The organism is Brachybacterium sacelli (assembly GCF_017876545.1).
In the GTDB taxonomy this organism is placed as follows: Bacteria; Actinomycetota; Actinomycetes; order Actinomycetales; family Dermabacteraceae; genus Brachybacterium; species Brachybacterium sacelli.
The window spans coordinates 1,675,463-1,694,664 of sequence record NZ_JAGIOD010000002.1 but is presented as its reverse complement, the minus strand read 5'-3'; the positions used below and the strand labels follow the sequence as shown (position 1 = coordinate 1,694,664).

At 66.4% G+C, this 19,202-nt stretch carries 19 protein-coding genes; 7 read left to right on the top strand and 12 right to left on the bottom strand.

Features of this window, described 5'->3' with window-relative positions; translation table 11 throughout:
* Positions 1-18: 18 nt before the first annotated feature.
* Genes JOF43_RS22200 through JOF43_RS22190 form a run of 3 tightly spaced genes read right to left on the bottom strand, consistent with a single transcriptional unit; the run spans position 19 to position 4,397 of the window.
* Entirely contained in the window at positions 19-3,582 is a 3,564-nt protein-coding gene (locus tag JOF43_RS22200; protein ID WP_209905292.1) for a TrbL/VirB6 family protein, read from the bottom strand.
* The gene (locus JOF43_RS22195; protein WP_209905291.1) at positions 3,582-4,055 is read right to left on the bottom strand and encodes a hypothetical protein; all 474 of its coding nucleotides are present in this window, start codon (positions 4,053-4,055) and stop codon (positions 3,582-3,584) included. The genes JOF43_RS22200 and JOF43_RS22195 overlap by 1 nt, the downstream gene beginning before the upstream one ends.
* Positions 4,056-4,094: 39 nt before the next feature.
* Positions 4,095-4,397, bottom strand: coding sequence for a hypothetical protein (locus JOF43_RS22190; RefSeq protein ID WP_209905290.1), 303 nt, complete (start codon positions 4,395-4,397; stop codon positions 4,095-4,097).
* A 717-nt stretch (positions 4,398-5,114) separates the two neighbouring features.
* Between JOF43_RS22190 and cmtR the strand changes: the two genes are divergently transcribed.
* A complete protein-coding gene (gene cmtR, locus JOF43_RS22185; protein WP_209905289.1) occupies positions 5,115-5,474 on the top strand; it encodes a Cd(II)/Pb(II)-sensing metalloregulatory transcriptional regulator CmtR in 360 nt (119 codons plus the stop codon).
* A complete protein-coding gene (locus JOF43_RS22180; protein ID WP_209905288.1) occupies positions 5,471-6,073 on the top strand; it encodes a cadmium resistance transporter in 603 nt (200 codons plus the stop codon). The genes cmtR and JOF43_RS22180 overlap by 4 nt, the downstream gene beginning before the upstream one ends.
* A gap of 491 nt (positions 6,074-6,564) precedes the next feature.
* On the opposite strand, the gene JOF43_RS22175 is transcribed toward JOF43_RS22180, so the two are convergent.
* Positions 6,565-6,954, bottom strand: coding sequence for a heavy metal-responsive transcriptional regulator (locus JOF43_RS22175; protein ID WP_209905287.1), 390 nt, complete (start codon positions 6,952-6,954; stop codon positions 6,565-6,567).
* A gap of 71 nt (positions 6,955-7,025) precedes the next feature.
* Here JOF43_RS22175 and merA point away from each other — a divergent pair, with 71 nt between their 5' ends.
* Entirely contained in the window at positions 7,026-8,474 is a 1,449-nt protein-coding gene (merA, locus tag JOF43_RS22170) for a mercury(II) reductase (RefSeq protein WP_245354660.1), read from the top strand.
* 79 nt (positions 8,475-8,553) lie between these two features.
* On the opposite strand, the gene JOF43_RS22165 is transcribed toward merA, so the two are convergent.
* The 4 genes from JOF43_RS22165 to JOF43_RS22150 all read right to left on the bottom strand — a co-directional run bounded on the left by JOF43_RS22165 (position 8,554) and on the right by JOF43_RS22150 (position 11,035).
* The gene (locus JOF43_RS22165) at positions 8,554-9,789 is read right to left on the bottom strand and encodes a hypothetical protein (RefSeq protein ID WP_209905285.1); all 1,236 of its coding nucleotides are present in this window, start codon (positions 9,787-9,789) and stop codon (positions 8,554-8,556) included.
* Between the two features lie 62 nt (positions 9,790-9,851).
* Positions 9,852-10,262: a hypothetical protein gene (locus tag JOF43_RS22160; RefSeq protein ID WP_209905284.1), complete on the bottom strand. Its 411-nt coding sequence runs from the start codon at positions 10,260-10,262 to the stop codon at positions 9,852-9,854.
* Complete coding sequence (locus JOF43_RS22155) at positions 10,259-10,780, bottom strand: hypothetical protein (protein ID WP_209905283.1); 522 nt, start codon at positions 10,778-10,780, stop codon at positions 10,259-10,261. Before JOF43_RS22155 ends, JOF43_RS22160 begins: the two co-directional genes overlap by 4 nt.
* Before the next feature lie 102 nt (positions 10,781-10,882).
* Positions 10,883-11,035 carry a hypothetical protein gene (locus tag JOF43_RS22150; protein WP_209905282.1) on the bottom strand — a complete coding sequence of 51 codons (153 nt, stop codon included), beginning with the start codon at positions 11,033-11,035 and terminating at the stop codon, positions 10,883-10,885.
* Positions 11,036-11,355: 320 nt separating this feature from the next.
* Between JOF43_RS22150 and JOF43_RS22145 the strand changes: the two genes are divergently transcribed.
* Positions 11,356-12,366 carry an IS481 family transposase gene (locus JOF43_RS22145; protein WP_209897794.1) on the top strand — a complete coding sequence of 337 codons (1,011 nt, stop codon included), beginning with the start codon at positions 11,356-11,358 and terminating at the stop codon, positions 12,364-12,366.
* Here the strand turns inward: JOF43_RS22145 and JOF43_RS22140 are convergent.
* From JOF43_RS22140 to JOF43_RS22125, 4 genes are all read right to left on the bottom strand, one after another.
* Complete coding sequence (locus JOF43_RS22140; protein WP_209905281.1) at positions 12,347-13,102, bottom strand: hypothetical protein; 756 nt, start codon at positions 13,100-13,102, stop codon at positions 12,347-12,349. The two genes, JOF43_RS22145 and JOF43_RS22140, sit on opposite strands and share 20 nt — an antisense overlap.
* Before the next feature lie 219 nt (positions 13,103-13,321).
* Positions 13,322-14,521, bottom strand: coding sequence for a site-specific DNA-methyltransferase (locus JOF43_RS22135; protein ID WP_209905280.1), 1,200 nt, complete (start codon positions 14,519-14,521; stop codon positions 13,322-13,324).
* Positions 14,522-14,579: 58 nt separating this feature from the next.
* Complete coding sequence (locus tag JOF43_RS22130; RefSeq protein ID WP_209905279.1) at positions 14,580-15,308, bottom strand: hypothetical protein; 729 nt, start codon at positions 15,306-15,308, stop codon at positions 14,580-14,582.
* Positions 15,309-15,373: 65 nt separating this feature from the next.
* Complete coding sequence (locus JOF43_RS22125) at positions 15,374-16,447, bottom strand: hypothetical protein (protein WP_209905278.1); 1,074 nt, start codon at positions 16,445-16,447, stop codon at positions 15,374-15,376.
* Positions 16,448-16,605: 158 nt separating this feature from the next.
* Here JOF43_RS22125 and JOF43_RS22120 point away from each other — a divergent pair, with 158 nt between their 5' ends.
* From JOF43_RS22120 to JOF43_RS22110, 3 genes are all read left to right on the top strand, one after another.
* Positions 16,606-17,748: an ATP-binding protein gene (locus JOF43_RS22120; protein ID WP_209905277.1), complete on the top strand. Its 1,143-nt coding sequence runs from the start codon at positions 16,606-16,608 to the stop codon at positions 17,746-17,748.
* 336 nt (positions 17,749-18,084) lie between these two features.
* On the top strand, positions 18,085-18,603 hold the full coding sequence (locus JOF43_RS22115; RefSeq protein ID WP_209905276.1) for a helix-turn-helix domain-containing protein: 519 nt from the start codon (positions 18,085-18,087) through the stop codon (positions 18,601-18,603).
* 48 nt (positions 18,604-18,651) lie between these two features.
* Entirely contained in the window at positions 18,652-18,918 is a 267-nt protein-coding gene (locus JOF43_RS22110; RefSeq protein ID WP_209905275.1) for a hypothetical protein, read from the top strand.
* The last annotated feature ends 284 nt before the right edge of the window (positions 18,919-19,202 follow it).

The window sequence follows — 19,202 nt, the reverse complement described above, 5'->3', positions numbered from 1 at the left end:
GGGTGCGTGGCTGCGTCGTCATCGCTGCTCACGGCTCCCTTCGAGGTCGAACGCCCCCTGTCCAACCGGCACAGCGACGGGCGCGGATGTTGCCAGCGGGTCATACGACCGGAGCTCGTCCACCGTGTCGAGACGGGGCGCGGAGTCGTTGCCCGTGCCGGTGAGTTCGAGAGTGCCCTGGCGTGGGTCGAGTCCACGGATGGACTGGGCGTAGAACGGCAGCTGCTTGGTCAGTGCCTCCATCTGGTCGGGCTCCAGTTGCGTGCCGTGCTCCTCGGCGTGTGCGTTGAAGATCTCCTGCGCCTGCGCGGACTCGGCGGCGACCTTCTGCTCGAACAGGGTTCTCAGCTGGGCGTCCTGGTTCATCGACGCGAAGAACGGCAGCCCGTCGACCATCGCGGCGCGCTCGCTTGCATCGGGGGAGCGGCCGTTCTCCGCCTCGAAGGCATCGAACGATGCCGTGGCATCGCGCATCTCGGCGGCGAGCTGACGCTCCTGGACCACCGGCAGGCCGTGGGCGAGTTCCGTGATCGGGGCGCGGGTGTTCTCGGACTGGTCGGCGCGGATGCGGGTCTCGAGCTCCATCGACTCCACCACCTCCTGCCGGTCATCGGTCGACATCTCCGGGATGCCGGCCCGGTATGCGGTCTTGGCCAAGCCGGTCAACGCTGCGGCTCCGGTCCCGGCGGCCGTCGCGGTGCCCTGGGCGATGTTCCGGCGGTGCTTCAACAGGGCTCGTCCACCCATCACTGCTGCGGGAACGGCCAGACCGCCCGAGGCCATGGCCAGGCCCCCGTACAAGGCGGCACCCTTCACTGCGGCCTTGTAGGTGGTGGGGTTCGTGGCGGCCGCGGCGAGCTTGGTGCCTGCGGTGCCGACAACCTTGGTGGCTGCGCCGACACCGCGGGTGGCGAGGTACTGCGCGGTGAGAGCCTTGTTGTTCCAGATCGCGCTGCGGGTGGCCTTGCCCTCAGACCATTTCTGCTGGAGTAGTCCGGCACTGCCGCTGATCTGTCGGCGTACGTTGTCCGGGACCGAGCGGATCCGGTGCATCGCGAGCCGACCGTGACGGCCAAGGGACTTCGTCTCGGATCCGGCAGCAATTGCCATGCCGGCAGCATGATCGGTCGCATCGTCGAGCCGGTCATCGTGGCGGCCGCCAGCCTCGAACGCCTCCAGTCGCGCACTGAAGGGCATGCGAGCTCGCGATTCAGCTTCGGGCCCGTCGATCGTGTCGGCAACTATCCCGATGCTGTCTGCTCCGGTCTCGAACGAGAGGTCCCCATCGTGCTCAGTCGCCGAGGAGTCCGAACCGTCGGTGACTCTTCCGGCACTCTCGCTGTCCCCCGCGACAGCCTGGTCATCTCCCGAGTCCTCCGCGCCGTCGGCGACGGTGCTCTGTGCGTCCTCGGCACCGCTTGTGATCTCCTTCTGCTTCGACTCATCGGAGTCGACCTGGGGCGTGTTCGTGGCGTCGCCGACGAGCTCTTCGTTGGCGGCTGCGGACTTGGAGTTGGCAGTGTCCTTGCGTCCGAGGAGTCGGCCCTTCGCGGTGTCCATCGCGGCTCCGGTGAGCTTCCTGCGGCCCTGCTCCAGCAGATTCTTGGTGAGTGCTCCCCCACCGCCAACGGCGCCTGCGACGGCCAGGGGGTTGCCGGCCATGGCCTGCATCCCTCGTAGCGTGAACGGGCTGTGGGTCCGAAACAGTCGCTTGAACATCCAGTTCAACAGCAGGATCGACATGGCGGGGCAGATCCCGATCCACAGCATCATGGCCGTGGCCCAGCCGCCGAGGACGGCGTCGCCGGCGCGGATGAGAGCCGTGGCGATCAGTAGGACGAGGGCGAACAGTAGCGTCGTGACGGAGGTGATGGCGGTGTAGCCGATCCAGCCTTTGAAGAAGCTGGCGGCGGAGCCGAACCCTTGGGAGATGACTCCGGCCAGTGCCGCGATGATGAGGAAGAACGCCATGACGTGGGAGAGCAGCTTCATGATGAACAGGGCGGTGGCGAGGACCGTCATGGCCGCGGCGCCGATGAGCGCGCTGATCATGTAGGTGATGGCGAGCATGGTGGTCGAGGTACGGATCGTGCCAGCGGAGTTGGAGACGTAGGAGTACGCCTCGGGGTACTCAGCGAGTCCGTTCTCGGGGTCCGACAGGAGGCTCGCGTCGCCGACGACGGCGAACTGGATCTTCTTGACCTTGTCGACGGTAACGTCCGGGGAGACCTTGTCGGCGAAGGGCAGGGCGAACACGACCCCCGTCTCGTTGTTCACGCCGTCACCGGTGAAGATCTGGGTACAGGCTTCGGGGGTCAGGGGTCCGCCGATCTTGCCGCCCTCGATACCTTCGGCGGGCAGGTCGGAGCGGAGCGTGTAGTTGCCCGACGCGTCGACCTGGCACAGGCCCCAGGCTTGGTTCTGGCGGGCTGCGCGGTCGTCGTTGGTGAATCCACCATCGAGCATGGGCGATCCGGCCGGCGGAACCGCAGCGGAGTAGTCATCCTCTCCGCTGGAGTAGGCCTCCTCGAGGATCGCCGCGCGGTCGTGAGGGTCGATGTTGGCGTTGGTCTCGAGTTGCTGGCAGGCGGCGTAGTCGGCGCCGAGGCTGGACTGGTCCCCGTATTGGATGGCTGCGTAGGCCCGGTAGGCGGTCTCTTCCCACCAGCGGGACATCACGTCCAGCGCGGCGGGGGCGGTCTGGCCGGTGTCCTCGTAGTAGCCGGTGTACTGGGCATGCAGCGTGTCGATATAGGACTTGCACGACGTGGGGTCAGCCTTCGCCTCCGTGGAGAACACGGTGGACGCCTGCGAGGATCGGTTCGAGATCGGCGCAGCGATGGCGTCGGACGCCGCAGAGAAGGCAGCGGAGAGCTCCTGGACCATCCAGGCGGGCGAGAACGTGCCGGGCTCGTAGGTGGTCCCTTGGCCTCGATCATTCATCGACCCCATCACCATGGCGGTGAAGATGCCGAGGCTGAGGATCATCATCGCGAGGCGCCGCAGCCCGAACTGGCCCCTGAATGCTCCGAGGATCAAGCTGAGAAGGCCGACGGTGAGGATCAGGAAGATCGCTCCGGACTCGATGATCGAGCTGCCGAACGTGGCCGCGAAGTCGTTCAGCGGCTTGGCCAGGAGAGCGTTGACCTGGAAGTTGGTGACGGCGTTTACCAGCAGTGCCGCGGCGAGCCAGGCGAAGTTTCCCACGGCCAGGATTCCCGTGAAGCTGGTCTTCTCGATCATGTTGACTTCGACGCTGCGCAGCGGCTGGGTCACGTTGAACTCGACGCTGTCGCCGAGCTGCATGGCGTTCGCCCAGCGCACGATGGGCAGGCACTTGATGGGGTCCTCGCCACCACCAACGCTCGCACAGGCGGGCATATTGTCCGCCGGGGTGCCCCTGTCCAGCACGGCAGGCTGTACTCCGGCGGCCTGGAGGATGACGGTTTGCGGGGCAGAGGTGATCGTCTCTCCCGGCGCGGAGAGGTCGTCACCGTACGCGGGTCCGAGGAGGAGAGAAAATGCTCCGATCATCAGTGCCAGCGGGGCCAGGATGCGTACCCACTGCTTCGTGGAGCTCATCAGGCGTTCACCTCGTCGAGGATCAGGTCAGGGTCCCAGTTGGGGCGGTGCTCGTTCGAGGTGCTCGAGGGCGTGATCAGCACGGCGGTCGAGGACAGCGGGTCCACGACGGCGCCGCACTGGATGAACACGCCGGTCTGGGCGCGCTTCTTGTCGTAGAACGCTCGCCACTGCGAGAGCCGCAGTCCCCGTCGCTGCCGGAGCAGCGTGATGGCGAGGATCGCGACGTAGGCCGCCGTCCCGGGGATCACGACCGCCCAGAATGGCACCAGCGGGAGCAGGCGCACGACGGGGAATGCGATCAGCATGACCAGGACTGAGGTGAGGACGGCGAGGACGTTGGCGATCAGCGTTCCGCGACGCATCTCGAGAGTGAAGTGCACGGACCGGCGCTCGGCCTGTGCGCTCTTGCCAGTCATGTCGGTGAGGTTGTACAGGTACACCTCCCGGTCGGCAGTCTGCTCGTCGTTCACCCGCGACTCCTCCCTCTGCTGCTGTCCTGGACCTTTCGGCTACATGTCGATCAGGCCGATGATGGCGATGAAGATCGCGATGAGGCCATCCGCGATGAGTAGCAGCAGCGGGATGATCAGTCCGGGTGCGGCGAGCAGTGCGGCGATCACCAGTCCGACGGTCACGGAGCGCACGTCACCGCCGCCCTTGCGTCGGCTGTCGTAGATGTACTTGACGGTCACCACGACGGCGACCGCCACGGCGAGGAAGATGAGGAACAGGTCGAAGCCCTGCAGTTCCGGGGCGATGCGGGCCCAGATCTGCGACCAGGCGCCGCTGAGGTCGACGGAGCTTGCATCCATACGAGTCGCGGTCTCCCGCTGCCTCCTTCACAAGTCGATGCTGCGGGCTGGTGCCCTTTCGGCGTGAGTAGTGGGCGGGGGTTTCTCAACTCGTCGCCGAGTATTGCGGTGATCGCTCGGGGCGCGGCCCTGGCGATGGGACGTGCCAGGGATAGATCAGATAGGCCTCGCACGGCCCAGAGCTCGGGCCCTGGAGCATCGAATACTCCGCGCCCCGGACCGTTGAAGCCGACATACGTGGGCCACGCGCTGCCCGGAGGGTTTCACCGTGTTTAGACCCTCGGGCAGAACTGTCGCAGTGGGCCGAGCATGACCTCACTGACACGGCTGGCACCCCTCGGCACAGACTGTCGCGCTGGGGTGTACCCGATAGTGACAGCCTGGCTCACCAGCACGCGGAAGATCTGAGACGAAATACGGTGCGACGGCTTCGCGAGACATCCCGGCCCACTATCGACCCAGCTCGAGGCGAGTCCACAAGGGCCCAGTCGCGTGCCCCATAAAGCTGAAGCTTCTTGGGACGCACCCGAGCACGTTTATCATGGGGCGCCGCCGAGGACGGGCTTTGCCGAAGCGTCTCGATACTTGACCCCCGGCGACGTCGCCGCCTCACTGTCCGAAGGATTCCAGCTGCGATAGCCGTGCAATGGGTCACGAGATCGAGAACACCAGGCCGCCGGTCATCGACTGTTCAAGCCGCGCTGTATAGTTCAGTGCATGCTGACTATTGCTTCACGTCTCGACGTGATGAACCGCCTGGGTCGCGCACTGGCCGACCCGACCCGGTCCCGGATCATCCTGACTCTGCTCGATGGGCCCGCTTACCCGGCGGAACTGGCCCGAGATCTGGATCTGACGCGCCCCAACGTGTCCAACCATCTCGCATGCCTGCGCGATTGCGGGATCGTCGTCTCCGAGCCCGAGGGTCGCCGGACACGGTATGAGATCGCCGATTCGCACCTGGCGCAGGCGCTGACGGCGCTGGTTGATGCCACCCTGGCAGTGGACGAAGATGCCCCGTGCATCGATCCTGCCTGCTCCGTTTACGGATGCGACGCAGCTGGGGAGGGCGCGTGATCCTCGCCTCGGTCCTGCAGGCGGTGGGCCTGTTCGTAGCGACCAACATCGACGACATCATCGTGCTCTCCCTCTTCTTCGCCCGAGGCGCGGGCCAGCGCGGCACCACCGCCCGCATTCTCGCCGGGCAGTACCTCGGGTTCGCCGGCATCCTCGGTGCCGCTGTTCTGGTGACCATCGGCGCCGGAGCGTTCCTGCCATCGGCAGCCATCCCGTACTTCGGCCTCATCCCTCTGGGCCTCGGTCTCTGGGCCGCGTGGCAAGCCTGGCGCGGAGACAATGACGACGATGATGACGAGGCCAAGGTTGCCGGCAAGAAGGTCGGCGTGTGGACAGTCGCAGGCGTCACCCTCGCCAACGGCGGTGACAACATCGGTGTCTACACCCCGGTCTTCCTGAGCGTGGAGCCTCTCGCAGTGGTCGCATACTGCATCGTCTTCCTCGCACTCGTCGCGGTCCTGGTGGTGCTGGCCAAGTTCGTCGCCACCCGCCCACCGATCGCCGAAGTCCTCGAACGCTGGGAGCACATCCTCTTCCCCATCGTTCTCATCGGCCTCGGCATCGTCATCCTCGTCACCGGCGGAGCCTTCGGTCTCTGATTGGGCAGCAACGGGCGCCAACGGTTCGATCAGATGCGCCCGTTGCCGTACGGATCGCGACGCTTGCACTCAGTTGTTGTCCGCGGAACCGCGGCGGTAGGGCGCCACGGAGCGGTGGAAAAACCCCGCCATTTGGTAGACGAATTCACACCCTATTGGCATCCGTAAACTACCGGCACGTAACTGGCTTGCTGGGGTGCCCCTGTTTGGTACCGGCTCGACGAGGCCGCGAGGGAGCAGGCTATCGAGAGCCCGCAAGGTAGCGGCAGCCGACCTGGTTCGGTTCACGGAGCAAGTGACGCGCTGTCAGTAGTCGCTATGGAGCCGGAGTGCGACCCAGAGTCCGCAGCGCCGGCAGATGTAGGCGGGCTCACTGCCGAGGGCGTGAAGGGACGTGCGGGGCCGGAGCAGTCCGCAGCAGGAGCACCGCAACCTCTTGTCATCGGTCATGTCCGAGATGGTGCCACGTAGCCGGATCGGGAGTCAGTGGGTCAGAGGTAGCGGCAGACGTCTCCGGGCGAGCAGGTGGCCGGGTCGGCAGATGCGGCCTCGTCGCGCAGGGCGGTGACGGTAGTGCGCAGTTGCTGGAGTTGGGTGATCTGCTGGTCGATCACCTCGAGGCGGCTGTTGAGCAGGTCGGTGACGTGCTGGCAGGGGGCCTGCCCCCGGTCACGGATGCCCAGCACCTGGCCGATCTGGGCCAGGGCCAGCCCGGCGGCTTGCCCCCGGCGAATGAAGTCCAGCCGGTCGAGCACGTCGGGGCCGTAGTCCCGGTAACCCGCCGGGGTCCGGTCCGCGGCCGGCAGCAGTCCGAATTCCTCGTAGTACCGCAGGGTCTTGGTTGTCGTGCCTGACGCTTGGGCCACCTCACCGATCCGCATGCCACTCATTCTCCCTCTTGACCTTCCAGTGCACTGGAAGGTCGATCCTGAGGGAGATGAAGGAGGAGCTCATGAGTGCAGCGGCTAAGCGCAGGTGGTATGACCTGGCGGTGATCGGGTCCGGTGGGGCGGCGTTCGCGGCCGCGATCCGCGCCTCCAACCTGGGCAAGCGGGTGGTGATGATCGAGCGCGGCACCGTCGGCGGTACCTGCGTGAACACCGGGTGCGTGCCCTCCAAGGCTCTACTCGCGGCCGCCGAGGCCCGCCACGTCACACTCGACGCCACCCGGTTCCCCGGCCTAGCGCTCCCCGACGTCGGACCGGTGGACATGCCCGTCCTGGTCGCCGGTAAGGATGAGCTCGTCAGATCGTTGCGTCGCGAGAAGTACCTGGACCTGGCTACCGCGTACGGATGGGACCTCCTCCCCGGGGAGGCCACATTCGTCGGCACACCGACCGAGCCGGCACTTCACGTCACCGGCCCTGACGGCACGGTGGAGACGGTCCGCGCCGCGCACTTCCTCATCGCCACCGGCTCCACCCCCTGGGCGCCGCCGGTCCCCGGTCTCGAGGAGGCCGGTTACCTGACCTCGACGACCGCGATGGAGCTGGACTACGTCCCGGAATCGCTGTTGGTCATCGGCGGTGGCTACGTCGCCATGGAGCAGGCCCAGCTCTTCGCCCGGCTCGGTGCCCGGGTCACCATGCTGGTCCGCTCACGCCTGGCCTCGCACGAGGAACCTGAGGCCGCCACCGCCCTGGAAGAAATCTTCGCCGATGAGGGCATCCAGATCATCCGCGGGGCGTTGCCCAGCGCGGTCCGCCGCGACCCGGCCGGCGGTGAGGTTACGGTCACCGCCACCACCGCCGTCGGCTCACAGGAGATCCGGGGTGCCGAGGTCCTCGTCGCCACCGGCCGCCGCCCGGTCACTGGCACGCTCGGTCTCGACACCGTCGACGTGCGCGCCGGTAAGCGCGGCGAGGTGATCGTCGACGACCACCTGCGGAGCACCAACGCGCGCATCTGGGCGGCCGGAGACGTCACCGCCCACCCGCAGTTCGTGTACGTCGCCGCCGCCCACGGCACCCTCGTCGCCGATAACGCCTTCACCGGCGCCGGCCGTGAGGTCGACTACCGCCACCTGCCCCGGGTCGTGGTCACCAGTCCCGCCCTGGCCTCCGTCGGGATGACCGACCACCAGGCCCGCGCCGCCGGGATCCGCTGCGACTGCCGCGTCCTGCCCCTAGAGCACGTCCCGCGGGCGATCGTGAACAGGGGCACCCGCGGGCTCATCAAGATCGTCGCTGACGCCGACACCGGCGTTATCGTCGGCATCACCGCCCTCGCCCAGGACGCCGGAGACCTCGCCGCCGCCGGTGTCTACATCCTTGAGGCCGGCATGACCGTCGACCAGGTCGCCAACCTCTGGAGCCCCTACCTGACCATGGCTGAAGGCCTCAAGCTCACCGCCCAGTCCTTCACCACCGACGTCACCAGACTCTCCTGCTGCGCCGCCTGAGCCTGACCTGTCGATGCGTCACGCCGCGCGCTGAAGATTCCGCGCCACGGACCGTTGAAGCCGACAGTCATTTGGGTGTTCACGCCGGCTGGTTCAGTTGGGTCGGGAATTCGACGTTCTTCAGCTGCGGGTCGGCGCATTTCAGGGCTGAGCCCCACATCTCTTCGGCGTAGGCGTTGTCCTCGAAGCGGGTCGCGAACGCTTCACGCCGCTCCTCGTCGATGTCGCCGAAGGGGAGGAACAGGGCGTCGGTGCGTTCGTCCCGGATTCCGCTGAGGTAGTCGGCGCACACTCCTTGCACGCCTCGATCGTGGGCGCGGACGGTGCGGCCGGCGGACAGGGCCTGGCGGTGGGAGATGGAGTCCGGCTGCGCGGGTGGGACGCGCATGGACTGGGCGATCGTGTTGTAGATCGTGGAGCCGGTGCTGCGGGAGTGGATCGGGACCGGGGACTGGTCGCGGTGCTGGACGAAGTAGAGCATCTCGGCGGCGTCCATCCTCGAGCGGTCGATCGCTTCGGGAAACGGATCGCGGCGGGACTCATCGAGCACGGATTCGTCGGCGGGGACGGAGAGCAGGTTGCCGGGGTTGTCCTGCGCGTCGATGGGGACGTGGCGCGACTTGCGGAAGATGTGGAAGCCCTCCGGGGGCCGGTTGTTGGCCCGGAATCCGGCGCGGACTTCGGCGGCGAGATGGTCGATCTCCCGACCGGAGAGTTCGCGGCCCTTCTCCTGCTGCATCTGGCCGATGCGCCGGGCCAGCCGTGCCTGTCCGGAGCGGACTTCGGAGCGTTCGACTTCGCCGGAGCTGAGTCGGTGGTCGAGGTGGCCGTGGACGATGCGGCGCACCAGGGCAGCGGTGGCGACAGCTCGAATCCCGGCATCGCGGTCCTCACTGTCGCGGATCCGCTTGATGACGTCGTACGCGGTGTCGCCGATGACGTCGTCGGTGTGCTCGATCGCGCCGCGGCGCCGGCACAGCTTCTCGGCGTCCTGCCGGATCCGCTCGAACACGGCCTCTTCGTCGAGCAGCTCGCGATTGGCGTCAACTTCAGCACGAGTCAGCAGTGCCGAGGCGTCGAAGTGGTCGCCGAGCTTCTCGTTGTACCAGCCGACAGTCAGGTAGCGGATCTCCGGCCCATCGTCCGCGGGGACCTGGATGTCGGCGTCGTCGCGGGTGAGGGTCCCGAACTGGCCGCCGTTGCCCCGCTCCCCCGTGTCCTTCTTTCGCAGGACACCTGGATGATCCAAACCCTTCCGCAGGGTCTTCGGCCGGTGCCCCGTGTCGGTGTGTGCTCTGTTCGTGGTGCTGCTCATCGCGCCCTCCCACTCGTGTGCCGTCACGAGGGGTAGTGGGCGGCGAATTCACGCTCGAGTGATCAGGAGCGGACCCGCAGGACAGCGTCGGGTGGGCCGATCTTCGCGACGCTTCCCGTGCAGCGGGTGGTCCAGGGGCAGTTCTTGGGCGGGGCCCCGCCGGCGATGTATCCCCAGCGCTGGCAGGTGCCGCATTCGAGGATTGTGGTGACCACGGCGGCTCGGGTGCCGACTCGTCGGCGCAGGCCGCGCAGTGTCTGTTCGTGGGCGTCGAGGTTCTCGAGGTCGTGGAGCGGTAGGTTCACGCCGGCGCGGATCTCGGCTGCACGGTCCGGGTCGGTCTTGAGGATGTGGGCGAGTTCGTCCCAGGTGGTGACCTTCGCTGCTTGCAGGATGACCAGGGCGTGTTGGACGGCGCGGGCCCGGTTCGTGAGGTGGTCTTCGAGCGCCCATTGGATGGTGAAGCCGGTCATGGCTGCTGCCTGCCGAGCAGTGCGTCCCAGTCGACGCTGGTGACCATGTCTTCGCTGAACGCCCACCGGTGCTCGCGGGCACGGTCCTCGGGCGTGGTGCCCACGACATCAGCGATCCCGGACAGCATCCCCGCGCACACGAGCACGAGGGCCCGGGTCAGGTCTGGCTCGGACATGCGCTGGAGGATCCGGGCATAGAGGAGCCGCGGGTCCCAGGACGAGGTCTCCTCGAGGCAGACGAACTCGATGCTCGCCAGGAGTTCCTGTGGGTGGTGGGGGATGCTGCGCGATTCGAGTCCGGCGAACACGATCCCGGCAATCAGGTACGGCGCGAAGAGCTCGGAGATGCCGCGATTGTTGGCCAGGACCTCATGGCGCAGGCCTCGGGCGTACAGGTAGGCACCGTCCTGCTCAAGGCCTGGCGCGGTATCGACCCGTCCGGCGTCGAGGGTGAGCAGGGCGGAGTTCAGGGCCGCGTTCATGGAAAACACGGCATCGTTCGTAGGAACATCGTTCATGCGGCCGCAGTGGGCGCGCCCATCACCTCGTGGGACAAAGACACCTGCTGCAGCTCAACTCCGACAGCTGCCGGTGGCGACGTCGTAGCTTGAAGGCGCAGATCAGAACTGCGGCTCCGACATATCCATGGTGCGGACGACGCTGAAGTCCGTCTCGCAGGCACGGCACTGATACTCAGGAGCCGGTCCGCCCGGAAGCACACAACCGCCGATGACGAAGTCGTCAGACTCGAAGATGTCCGGATCGGCAGGCATTCCCCAGACATGCTCTCGCGGATTGCCCGCTCCGCATTCAGGGCACTTCAACGGCATCGGACGCACGAAGTCACGGAGCCTCTTCAGGCTCGGTGAGTGGCACATCCGGTGGCAATCGGAGCACAGCTGGGCAGCGTCGTCAAGCTGGTCCTGGACCTCCAGTTGAAGATCAAAATGCCTTGGACGGAAGTAGTGCAGCTCGAAGCTAACTGTTGCGGGTCATGACGTTGTGGTCACGGCGTATGGGATGAAGGAACGGGCCCCTGGACTGCACGATGGGTGGTGTCTAAGCAACCGTCTCGCAGGAAGAGGCCCGTTCCATGCACCACCGTAATGCGCCGCTGACCGTCGTTGGAAGGCAGCGAGCTGTCGCGCAGGTCATCGACTCCGGTCGCCCGATCGCCCACGTCGCGGCCGAGTTTCACATCGCTCGCACCACGCTCTCGAAATGGGTCGGCCGCTACCGCGAGCACGGCGACCCAGGCCTGCAAGACCACTCCAGCGCGCCGGCGAACCGCCCCACCCGCCTCCCGATCTGGGTGCTCGAGCTGATCGAGTCCTGGCGGCGGAAGAGGAAGTGGTCCGCGCGCCGGATCGCCCGCGAGCTCGCCGACGGCCACGGGTTCGCGTGCTGCGTGAGGACGGTGACGAGGTGGCTGGACCGCCTCGGCTTGAACCGGATCCGCGATATCACCCCAGACGGTGAGAACCTGCGTTCACCAGGGAAGATCACCGCCCGCTACCCCGGCCACATAGTCCACATGGACGTCAAGAAGGTCGGTCAGATTCCCGACGGCGGCGGCTGGCGGGCCCATGGTCGTGGCAGCGAACTGGCCCTCGCCGGCAAGCGCGCCCACAAGCAAAAGGTCGGCTACACCTACCTCCACTCCATGGAGGACGGCTTCTCCCGCCTGTCCTACACCGAGTCGCTCGAGGACGAGAAAGCGATCACGACCATCGGGTTCTTCCATCGCGCCCGCGTGTTCTTCGCCGCGCACGGCATCACCTGGATCACGCGGCTGGTCACCGACAACGGCAGCAACTACACCGCCTCAGCGTTTCGGCGATCGACCTGCGCTTTCATCTCCCGGCACCAGCGTACGAGGATCTACACACCTCGCCACAACGGCAAGATCGAGCGCTACCAGCGGATCCTGGCCGAGGAGTGCCTCTACGCCCGCCCCTACGGCTCCGAGACCGAGCGGCGCGAAGCGATCGCGATCTGGGTCCATCACTACAATTTCCACCGACCCCACACCGCCTGCGGCGACCAGCCCCCGGCCTCACGACTTCACACCGGCGTCGACAACGTCATGACCAACTACAGCTAACACCGTCAGCACCACAGGCTGCACACGTCACTTCGTTGTCCTGCAGGATACGGAGAGCATGAACCGCGGATCCCATATTCTTGCGCCCGTCGGTGTTGCAATTACCAGCGACGACAAATGTGGGTTTCGGTTGCTCGAGCATGTCGCCCAGTAGATCGAGGAGTGCATCTCCCGTCCCGTCCGCCAATACCGTCGTGGCGTGAGGAAGCAGCGCTCCGACCCCTCTCTCCAACCGACGCACCGGAACCGCTTGGTCGATCGTCCAGCGAGGTTCCACGAACACAGTCCCACCATCGACGCGGCTGACTTGTTCCACGCAGGCCACGAGGCTCGGCTCCGAGTTCACGGCCGTCACGACCACATCACCCGCTCGAACCTCCGCAGGGAGACCCCAGGAGACCTCCGTCAAGTCACCGACGAGCGCTTCGACGGCAACTTCCCAATCGTCCATCCAACACCAGTACACGTGGTTCCCGTCGCCCCGAGTGATCTCACGAAGAGTCGAAAGGTCTTGCGGCTGAGTCGGACGCCGCAACGGGTAGTCGTCACCCATCTCTTCCGCGTCGTACTCGGCCTCGATGTTGCTGTCGATGATGGTGTCTATCAGTTCTGCGCGAGTCAGATCGTCTATGTCGTCTAGGTAGAGTCCTGCGCTCTTGAGCATCGCCAGCAGTGCAGAGCGGTCGAAATGATCGTAGAACGCGTCGTAGGGGAACGTGCGGTCCGGACTCGTCATGGTCCTGCTCTCTGTGAGTTGTCATGGCCGTCGCGCAATGCCGTTGATGTTCCCTCACCGTAGGCCCTGGGGCAGACATTTCCCTTCTTCGCTAGCCGTCAACTTCAGCGTGTTGACGGAGAGATTGACTTCCTTGACGGCCGACGACGACCAGCACAGCCTGGGGTCGGAGCTGAGGAGGTATGCCGTACTTCCGACGCTCGGAGACTGTCCCGGCCGTCATGCCGCCGATTCGCTACCCCTCTTCGGACGCTTGCCGGCAAGCGACGACGAACTGGTCCCACTCCATGACACCGTCTGTCCGTAGGTTCTTTCGCAGTGGCGCAGGCGCGGGACCAGCACATCCTGCACGATCCCACCCTCATCGAGCGCGATCCCGGTGACCTGCCGGGTGCCGCCGTCTGCGAGGTTCAGCGCCATCGCCACCTCGATGCTGGTGCCAGAGCCGAGGAACGGATCCAGTATTCGTGCGTCCGGCCCGGTGACGGTGTCGAACCAGCGGGCGAGCACGGCGAGGTCCTTCGGGAACGGGAACTCGCCGACCCCGTCGATGCCGGCGAGGTGCCGGGCTCCTTCACGTTCTTGGCGGAACACGGAGCGGGGTACGGCGGTAGCGTTGTCGGCCAGCATCCGCTTGAGCTTTGGCTGGGTGGTGTGGTCGGGGCCGAACTCGATCAGTCCGGTCTCGAGCATGCGGTCCATCGACGCGTCGTTCATCCGCCACCCCCGCTTCGGCACCGGACAGGGGAGTTCCGTTCTCGGGTGGGTGAGCTCGCGGAAGGACCTGCTGGCCTGTACGGAGGGGGCGCCGGGGTCGCCGACCCGGTACAGCGCTCCGGTCTCGTCGATGCGGTCGTACTCGGTCAGGCCCCGGGGCAAGCTGGAGCGCCGTGGTGTCAGCCAGGCCCGGAAGCGCTGTTGCGCGACGGCCCGGTCGCCGGCTGCCGTTCGCCAGGCTGTCGCGGCGGCATCGAGCATGGCCTGGGCGTCATCCCGCGGCTGGCGCCACATTGTCCCGGAGGCTTTGAGCGCGGCGTGGTTCTTCGCGTAGATGACGAGGTAGTCGTGGGAGACGCTGAGGAGGTGGGAGGAGTTGATGGTCGACCCGTCCCACACGACGGTCCCGACATGGTTGCCGGCGCCGAGAACGTCGTCGAGGAGGACGCGGAGGTGGTGGATCTCCCGGTCATCGATGGACGCGATCACGATGCCGTGCTCGGCGAGGAGGCGCGGGAGGTGGGCCAGGCGGGGTGCCATGAAGCCGGTCCAGTCCTCGAACCTGTCGGTGTAGCCGGTGACGACCCGGCCGCCGGTGTTGTAGGGCGGGTCGAGGTAGATCAGGTCGAAGGGGCCCTCCAGGTGTGGCAGGACGTCGAGGTTGTCGCCGATGTGGACGGGATGGGGCGCTGTGGTGGTCATACCCCTTCCCAGTGCGCGGGGGCAGACCCGATCTGCGATGTGCCGGTGCTCCGGCCGGTCACCAGTGCAGCGGACGAGGCGCGGTCACGTAGCTGTGCCGGCGCACGCCGATGCCGCGGAGGTAGGCGTCGCGAGCCGCTTCATCGGGGTCCTCGAACGACTCCTTGATCTGGTCCTCGGCTCCCCCATCATCGAAGGAGAACTCCTGGATGAGCTGCGAGATCTGCTTCGGATCCCCGTCGGGATCGAATCGTGCCTCGGTGCTGGCGTCGTTCCCGATGCCCGGGTAGGTCTCCTCGAAGTCGTAGATGAAGTTGGCCTTCCCGGTGCTCAGATCGAACGAGGCCTGGGACAGAGTGCCGTCGTTGCTGTCCTGGTTGTGGAGGTATTCGACGTGGATCTTGTCGGGCCCGTCCGGGCGCAGGTAGTACTCGCGGGGCCCGTCCGCGGCCGCGACCTCGAGCGCGCCTGCGTACCCGTCCCGTTCCGTGTCGATCTCGTCGCACAGGTTGGCGATGAGCTTCCCAGACCGTCCCTGCGCCCGCATCCCCTCGACGGGATCGGGCGTCAGCACTGCGATGTCGGCGTCCGTCCGCGCCAGCGAACCGAACTGACCGCCGTTGCCCCGCTCCCCCGTGTCCTTCTTCCGGGGGGCACCTCCCTTCGGTCGGCTCCCCCCGAAACTCGAATCCTTCCGGAGAGCTCCTCCCTCCGGTCGGTGCCCTGCGGAACCCGAGGCCTTCCGTACAGCCCCGGCCGTCTCGGTGTCCTTCTTGGCGATCGTCATGATCCTGCCTCCATCTGCTGTCGCCGCACTGGTCTGTCCCCGTCAAGTGGGCGGGGCCCCACTCCTCACGCGGCAGAGGGTCGGCGCAGGTACGTGACCCCAGTAGCCAAGTCCTCGAGCACAGAGTGGAGGAAGGCATCGGCCTGGTCGCCATCGAGCCGCTCGAGCACGGTGAGCACGACGTCTCGATCCTCGATGGTGCGAATGGCGAACACGGTCTCCAGCGGTGACCAGCCTCGGTGCCGCCACAGCGCGGCCGCTGCGTGGGCGTCCACGTGGTCGCCGTACTGCTCGAGGACGTATTCCGCGACCTCGCGGCCACGCCGGACCGCAGCACTGCCGCGCGGTGTCGGCAGCCGGTACGCGAACGTCACCAGCTGCCCGATGGACTGTCCTCGTGCGGCGCGCTTCTCAACGAGCCGTGCGATCGACTCGGTGAGGTCGATCGGGCACGTCTCCGGGTCGCGGGCGAACGCCGCCGTGGCGGTGGGGTCGGGATCCTGGTCGCGGCGGGCCTGGAGTTCGGCCAGCTCCCGTGCGTACACGTGGGCTTGCTCGAGTCGACCCAGGTGGTAGCCGCGGGTCGGGCGGCGCCCGATCGGGAAGGCGGACCGGACCTGGTCGGCCATCTCCTCGAACCGCTTCATCGACTCGATCCCACCGGCCTTCACGTGCTCCTCCCACCGGCCCATCAGGATCTCGCGTCCCTGCCCGGACTCGGTAGCCATGTACCGGCCATCACCCTCGGAACGGTGCCTCATCGCGCCACGCACGATGTTGTACACCAGCCCCTCCGGCACCAGAGCCTCCGCCCCGGGGCATTCGGCTTCGGCGCGCACGATCTTCGACATCGCGATCACGCACGAGTCCTGGACGAGGTCCTCGCGGTGGCGGCTCGAGTACGCCCACGCCCGGGCCTGCAGATCGAACACGCGCCGGCACGCCCCCAGCAGCGTCTCGCGATCATGAACCCGCTCCTGCTCCACCTCCCGAAACCGGATCGCCTCCGGCTCGGGATGCACCAGGACCACTACGGCGTTCGGTGCGCGGTGGGCGCTCGGGCAAGCGGGCTCGTTGCGCTTGTAACGCGTGATGATGTCGCGGTGGCGGGCCCTGCCCTTCTCGGCTTTCGTCCTCATGACTAGCCAGTGGGCGAGGCGCCGCGCCCGCAGGACATCCGCGAAGGCTGTACAGGGGCCCTGCAACTGCCGGGTATCCACAGAGCCCAAGGGAGCCCTTCGTTCGTCAGACACTTCCCTACACTTGAAGCTATCTGTAGGCATATGTAGGAGTCGAGATGCAGCTGAGTCCGTACACCCCCGGCGAAGTCGCCCGAGAGGTCCCCGGCCGTGAGGCACAGCTGCAGCAAATCGGCGGCATGCTGACCCTTCCCGCACTGCACGGCAGGTTTTCCGGCCGCATCAGGGTCGACGTCGGCCCACGTGGCGTCGGAAAGACCAGCCTCCTGCGACGCGTCCAAGAAGACGCCATCCTGCTCGGCCTCGCACCGCTCTACGTCACCGCCGGAAACGGCCCACTGGCCGCAGTGATCGCCGATGAAGCCCGCACGCTCGTGGGCGAGTGGGGAGCACCGAGCGCCACGAGCGACTGGCTGGACCGGCTCTCGGTCACCCTCGGCGTCCCCGGGATCGCACAAGTCACCGCGGAGACCAGCCCGGGCGTGTCCTCTCCCCAGGCGACGAGAGCATTCCGCAAGCTCCTCGAGAAGATGTCGAAGGAAGCCCTGAACCAGGGCTTGAAGGGCATCGCAGTCCTCGTCGACGAGCTCCAGGACGCCGATGAAGAGAGCCTGCGCACGATCGCCTATGCGTGGCAGGAACTCCAGGGCAGCAAAACGCCAGCAGTGTTCGTCGCCGCGGGCCTCAGCCACACTGCCGACGTCGTCACGGCAGCAGTCACCAGCGCCGAACGCTTCCAGTTCCGCACGATGCGAGACCTGGAGGATCACGAAGTGCGTGAGGCGCTCACCCAGCCCGCGACAGACCTCGGCGTCCGCTGGGAGACACCCGCTCTTCAGGAAGTCGTCCAGCGCTCCCAGGGCTACCCGTACGCAGTCCAGCTGTGGGGCGATGCCATGTGGCAGGCAGCGGGCTCCCCTGACCGAGGAGGCGTCATCGGTGCCGAGTCCCTCGATGAAGCCCAGAACTCGGTGAACCAGGACATGTCAGCGCTGCACCGCGCCCGATGGTCGAAGGCGTCACCCCGTGAGCGGGAGGTTCTCTCGGCGATGGCCCACCTCGGAAGCGTGGACGTCGTCCGAGCCGACATCGCCAAAGCCCTCGGCGTGACAAGCGGGGCACTGGGTACCGTGCGGCAGTCGCTCTTGGACAAGGGAATCATCCAGATCGCCGGTCACGGGCTGCTGTCGTTCACCGCCCCAGGGTTCATCGAGCACGTCATCTCGCTCGAGGACCGCTGACCCTGAACTCACGCTGCCAATCGCGAGGGAGTTCATGTCCGTCTCGTCCTCCGTCACGTGGTGGCCGGTGCCGCTGACAATCTGGTCGAGTACGTCGATGTTGGAGCGACCATTTCTGGATGGTGTGGTCCACGGTTCCGTGGGGGCCCATGATCGTGACCATGACGGTGCGCTTCTGACCGATGCGGTGCTGCCGGTCGACGGCTTGAGACGACGTCGAACTGTCGGCGGCGTGGCGCCAAAGTTCGGTGTCCTTCCCCCCGGTAAATATCAGACCGCTATACCCAATCGCAGTAGACGCAACCTATTGCGTTACCTGTAGTTGAGGAGTTCTCCATGGCCGCCGCAAGCATCCTGGCATCGTCCACGCATACCGAGAGCGACGTACACCAGCTGGGTCGCGTCTACGAACTGCTCACCGCGGACGAGGCCACGCAACCCGTCCCCCGCCATTACCTCGTCGGCGGCGGCTCCGACGATCCGGTCGAGCTTCCCGAGGAGGTCTACCGTGTCCTTCTCCGCGTCGTCGACGCAATGCAGAAGGGTCTGTCAGTCACGATCTCGCCGACCTCGCAAACGCTGAGCACTCAACAGGCCGCCGACCTGCTCGACATCAGTCGGCCGACGTTGATCAAGGCGCTCGATAACGGCAAGCTGCCTTTCACGAGATCCGGCGCGCACAGGCGCCTGGCGCTCACCGATGTCCTGGACTATCGCGAGCAGCGACGACGGGACCAGTACGCGGCGATCGAGGCCCTGTCAGTCGATGTCAACGAGTCGGACGACATCGACGAGGTGCTGAACGATCTCAAGTCAGCACGGAAGGCCGTGACCGCCGCGCGTCGAGGTCGCTGAGCCCGCTGACATACTGGCCAGATATTTGCCGCCGTCCTCGACACCAGCGTGCTGTGGCCCACCCTGCAGCGGGACTTCCTGCTGTCCCTGGCTGTCGAGGGCACCTACCGACCGCTGCGGAGCTCAGCGATCCTCGACGAGCTGGTCCACCACGAAGCCCAGAAGCTGATCCGACGCGGGACTCCTGATGCCGATGCAGAGGCACGATCGGACCGGCTGATCGCGACGATGCCGAAGGCATCCAACGCCTGCCCGCACTGCTCTCTGGATATTCGCCGTACTCCAGCATGTATCGGCCGACACGAGCAGCGCTGAGCAATTTTGGCCGACACTGGAGACGGGGACTAGCCCACCTCCCTCAAGCGCCCGGGTCGCGTGCCTCCAGGTCTCTGACGAAGGCGGCCTCTCTGGATACGTGCAGAGCCTTTCGAGAACCGCCCTCTGCGAGACGTTGAGCTTCCGGCTCATGATGTACGCCTCCGGCGCTCATCACTCACCGGGACAAGGAATAGGCCTTCCCGAAGATCGACGCTCGACGTCTTTCCTACAGGGCGTCCATCGGAGCCCGCCGAGGGACGGTGCGACCCGCCTGCAAGGAC

Excerpts from the sequence above, each read along its gene's own strand:
- JOF43_RS22200 (WP_209905292.1), bottom strand. The coding sequence starts at position 3,582 with ATGAGCTCCACGAAGCAGTGGGTACGCATCCTGGCCCCGCTGGCACTG.
- JOF43_RS22190 (WP_209905290.1), bottom strand. The coding sequence starts at position 4,397 with ATGGATGCAAGCTCCGTCGACCTCAGCGGCGCCTGGTCGCAGATCTGG.
- cmtR (WP_209905289.1), top strand. The coding sequence starts at position 5,115 with ATGCTGACTATTGCTTCACGTCTCGACGTGATGAACCGCCTGGGTCGC.
- JOF43_RS22175 (WP_209905287.1), bottom strand. The coding sequence starts at position 6,954 with ATGCGGATCGGTGAGGTGGCCCAAGCGTCAGGCACGACAACCAAGACC.
- merA (WP_245354660.1), top strand. The coding sequence starts at position 7,026 with ATGAGTGCAGCGGCTAAGCGCAGGTGGTATGACCTGGCGGTGATCGGG.
- JOF43_RS22165 (WP_209905285.1), bottom strand. The coding sequence starts at position 9,789 with ATGAGCAGCACCACGAACAGAGCACACACCGACACGGGGCACCGGCCG.
- JOF43_RS22160 (WP_209905284.1), bottom strand. The coding sequence starts at position 10,262 with ATGACCGGCTTCACCATCCAATGGGCGCTCGAAGACCACCTCACGAAC.
- JOF43_RS22155 (WP_209905283.1), bottom strand. The coding sequence starts at position 10,780 with ATGAACGATGTTCCTACGAACGATGCCGTGTTTTCCATGAACGCGGCC.
- JOF43_RS22150 (WP_209905282.1), bottom strand. The coding sequence starts at position 11,035 with ATGCCTGCCGATCCGGACATCTTCGAGTCTGACGACTTCGTCATCGGC.
- JOF43_RS22145 (WP_209897794.1), top strand. The coding sequence starts at position 11,356 with ATGCACCACCGTAATGCGCCGCTGACCGTCGTTGGAAGGCAGCGAGCT.
- JOF43_RS22140 (WP_209905281.1), bottom strand. The coding sequence starts at position 13,102 with ATGACGAGTCCGGACCGCACGTTCCCCTACGACGCGTTCTACGATCAT.
- JOF43_RS22135 (WP_209905280.1), bottom strand. The coding sequence starts at position 14,521 with ATGACCACCACAGCGCCCCATCCCGTCCACATCGGCGACAACCTCGAC.
- JOF43_RS22130 (WP_209905279.1), bottom strand. The coding sequence starts at position 15,308 with ATGACGATCGCCAAGAAGGACACCGAGACGGCCGGGGCTGTACGGAAG.
- JOF43_RS22125 (WP_209905278.1), bottom strand. The coding sequence starts at position 16,447 with ATGAGGACGAAAGCCGAGAAGGGCAGGGCCCGCCACCGCGACATCATC.
- JOF43_RS22120 (WP_209905277.1), top strand. The coding sequence starts at position 16,606 with ATGCAGCTGAGTCCGTACACCCCCGGCGAAGTCGCCCGAGAGGTCCCC.
- JOF43_RS22115 (WP_209905276.1), top strand. The coding sequence starts at position 18,085 with ATGGCCGCCGCAAGCATCCTGGCATCGTCCACGCATACCGAGAGCGAC.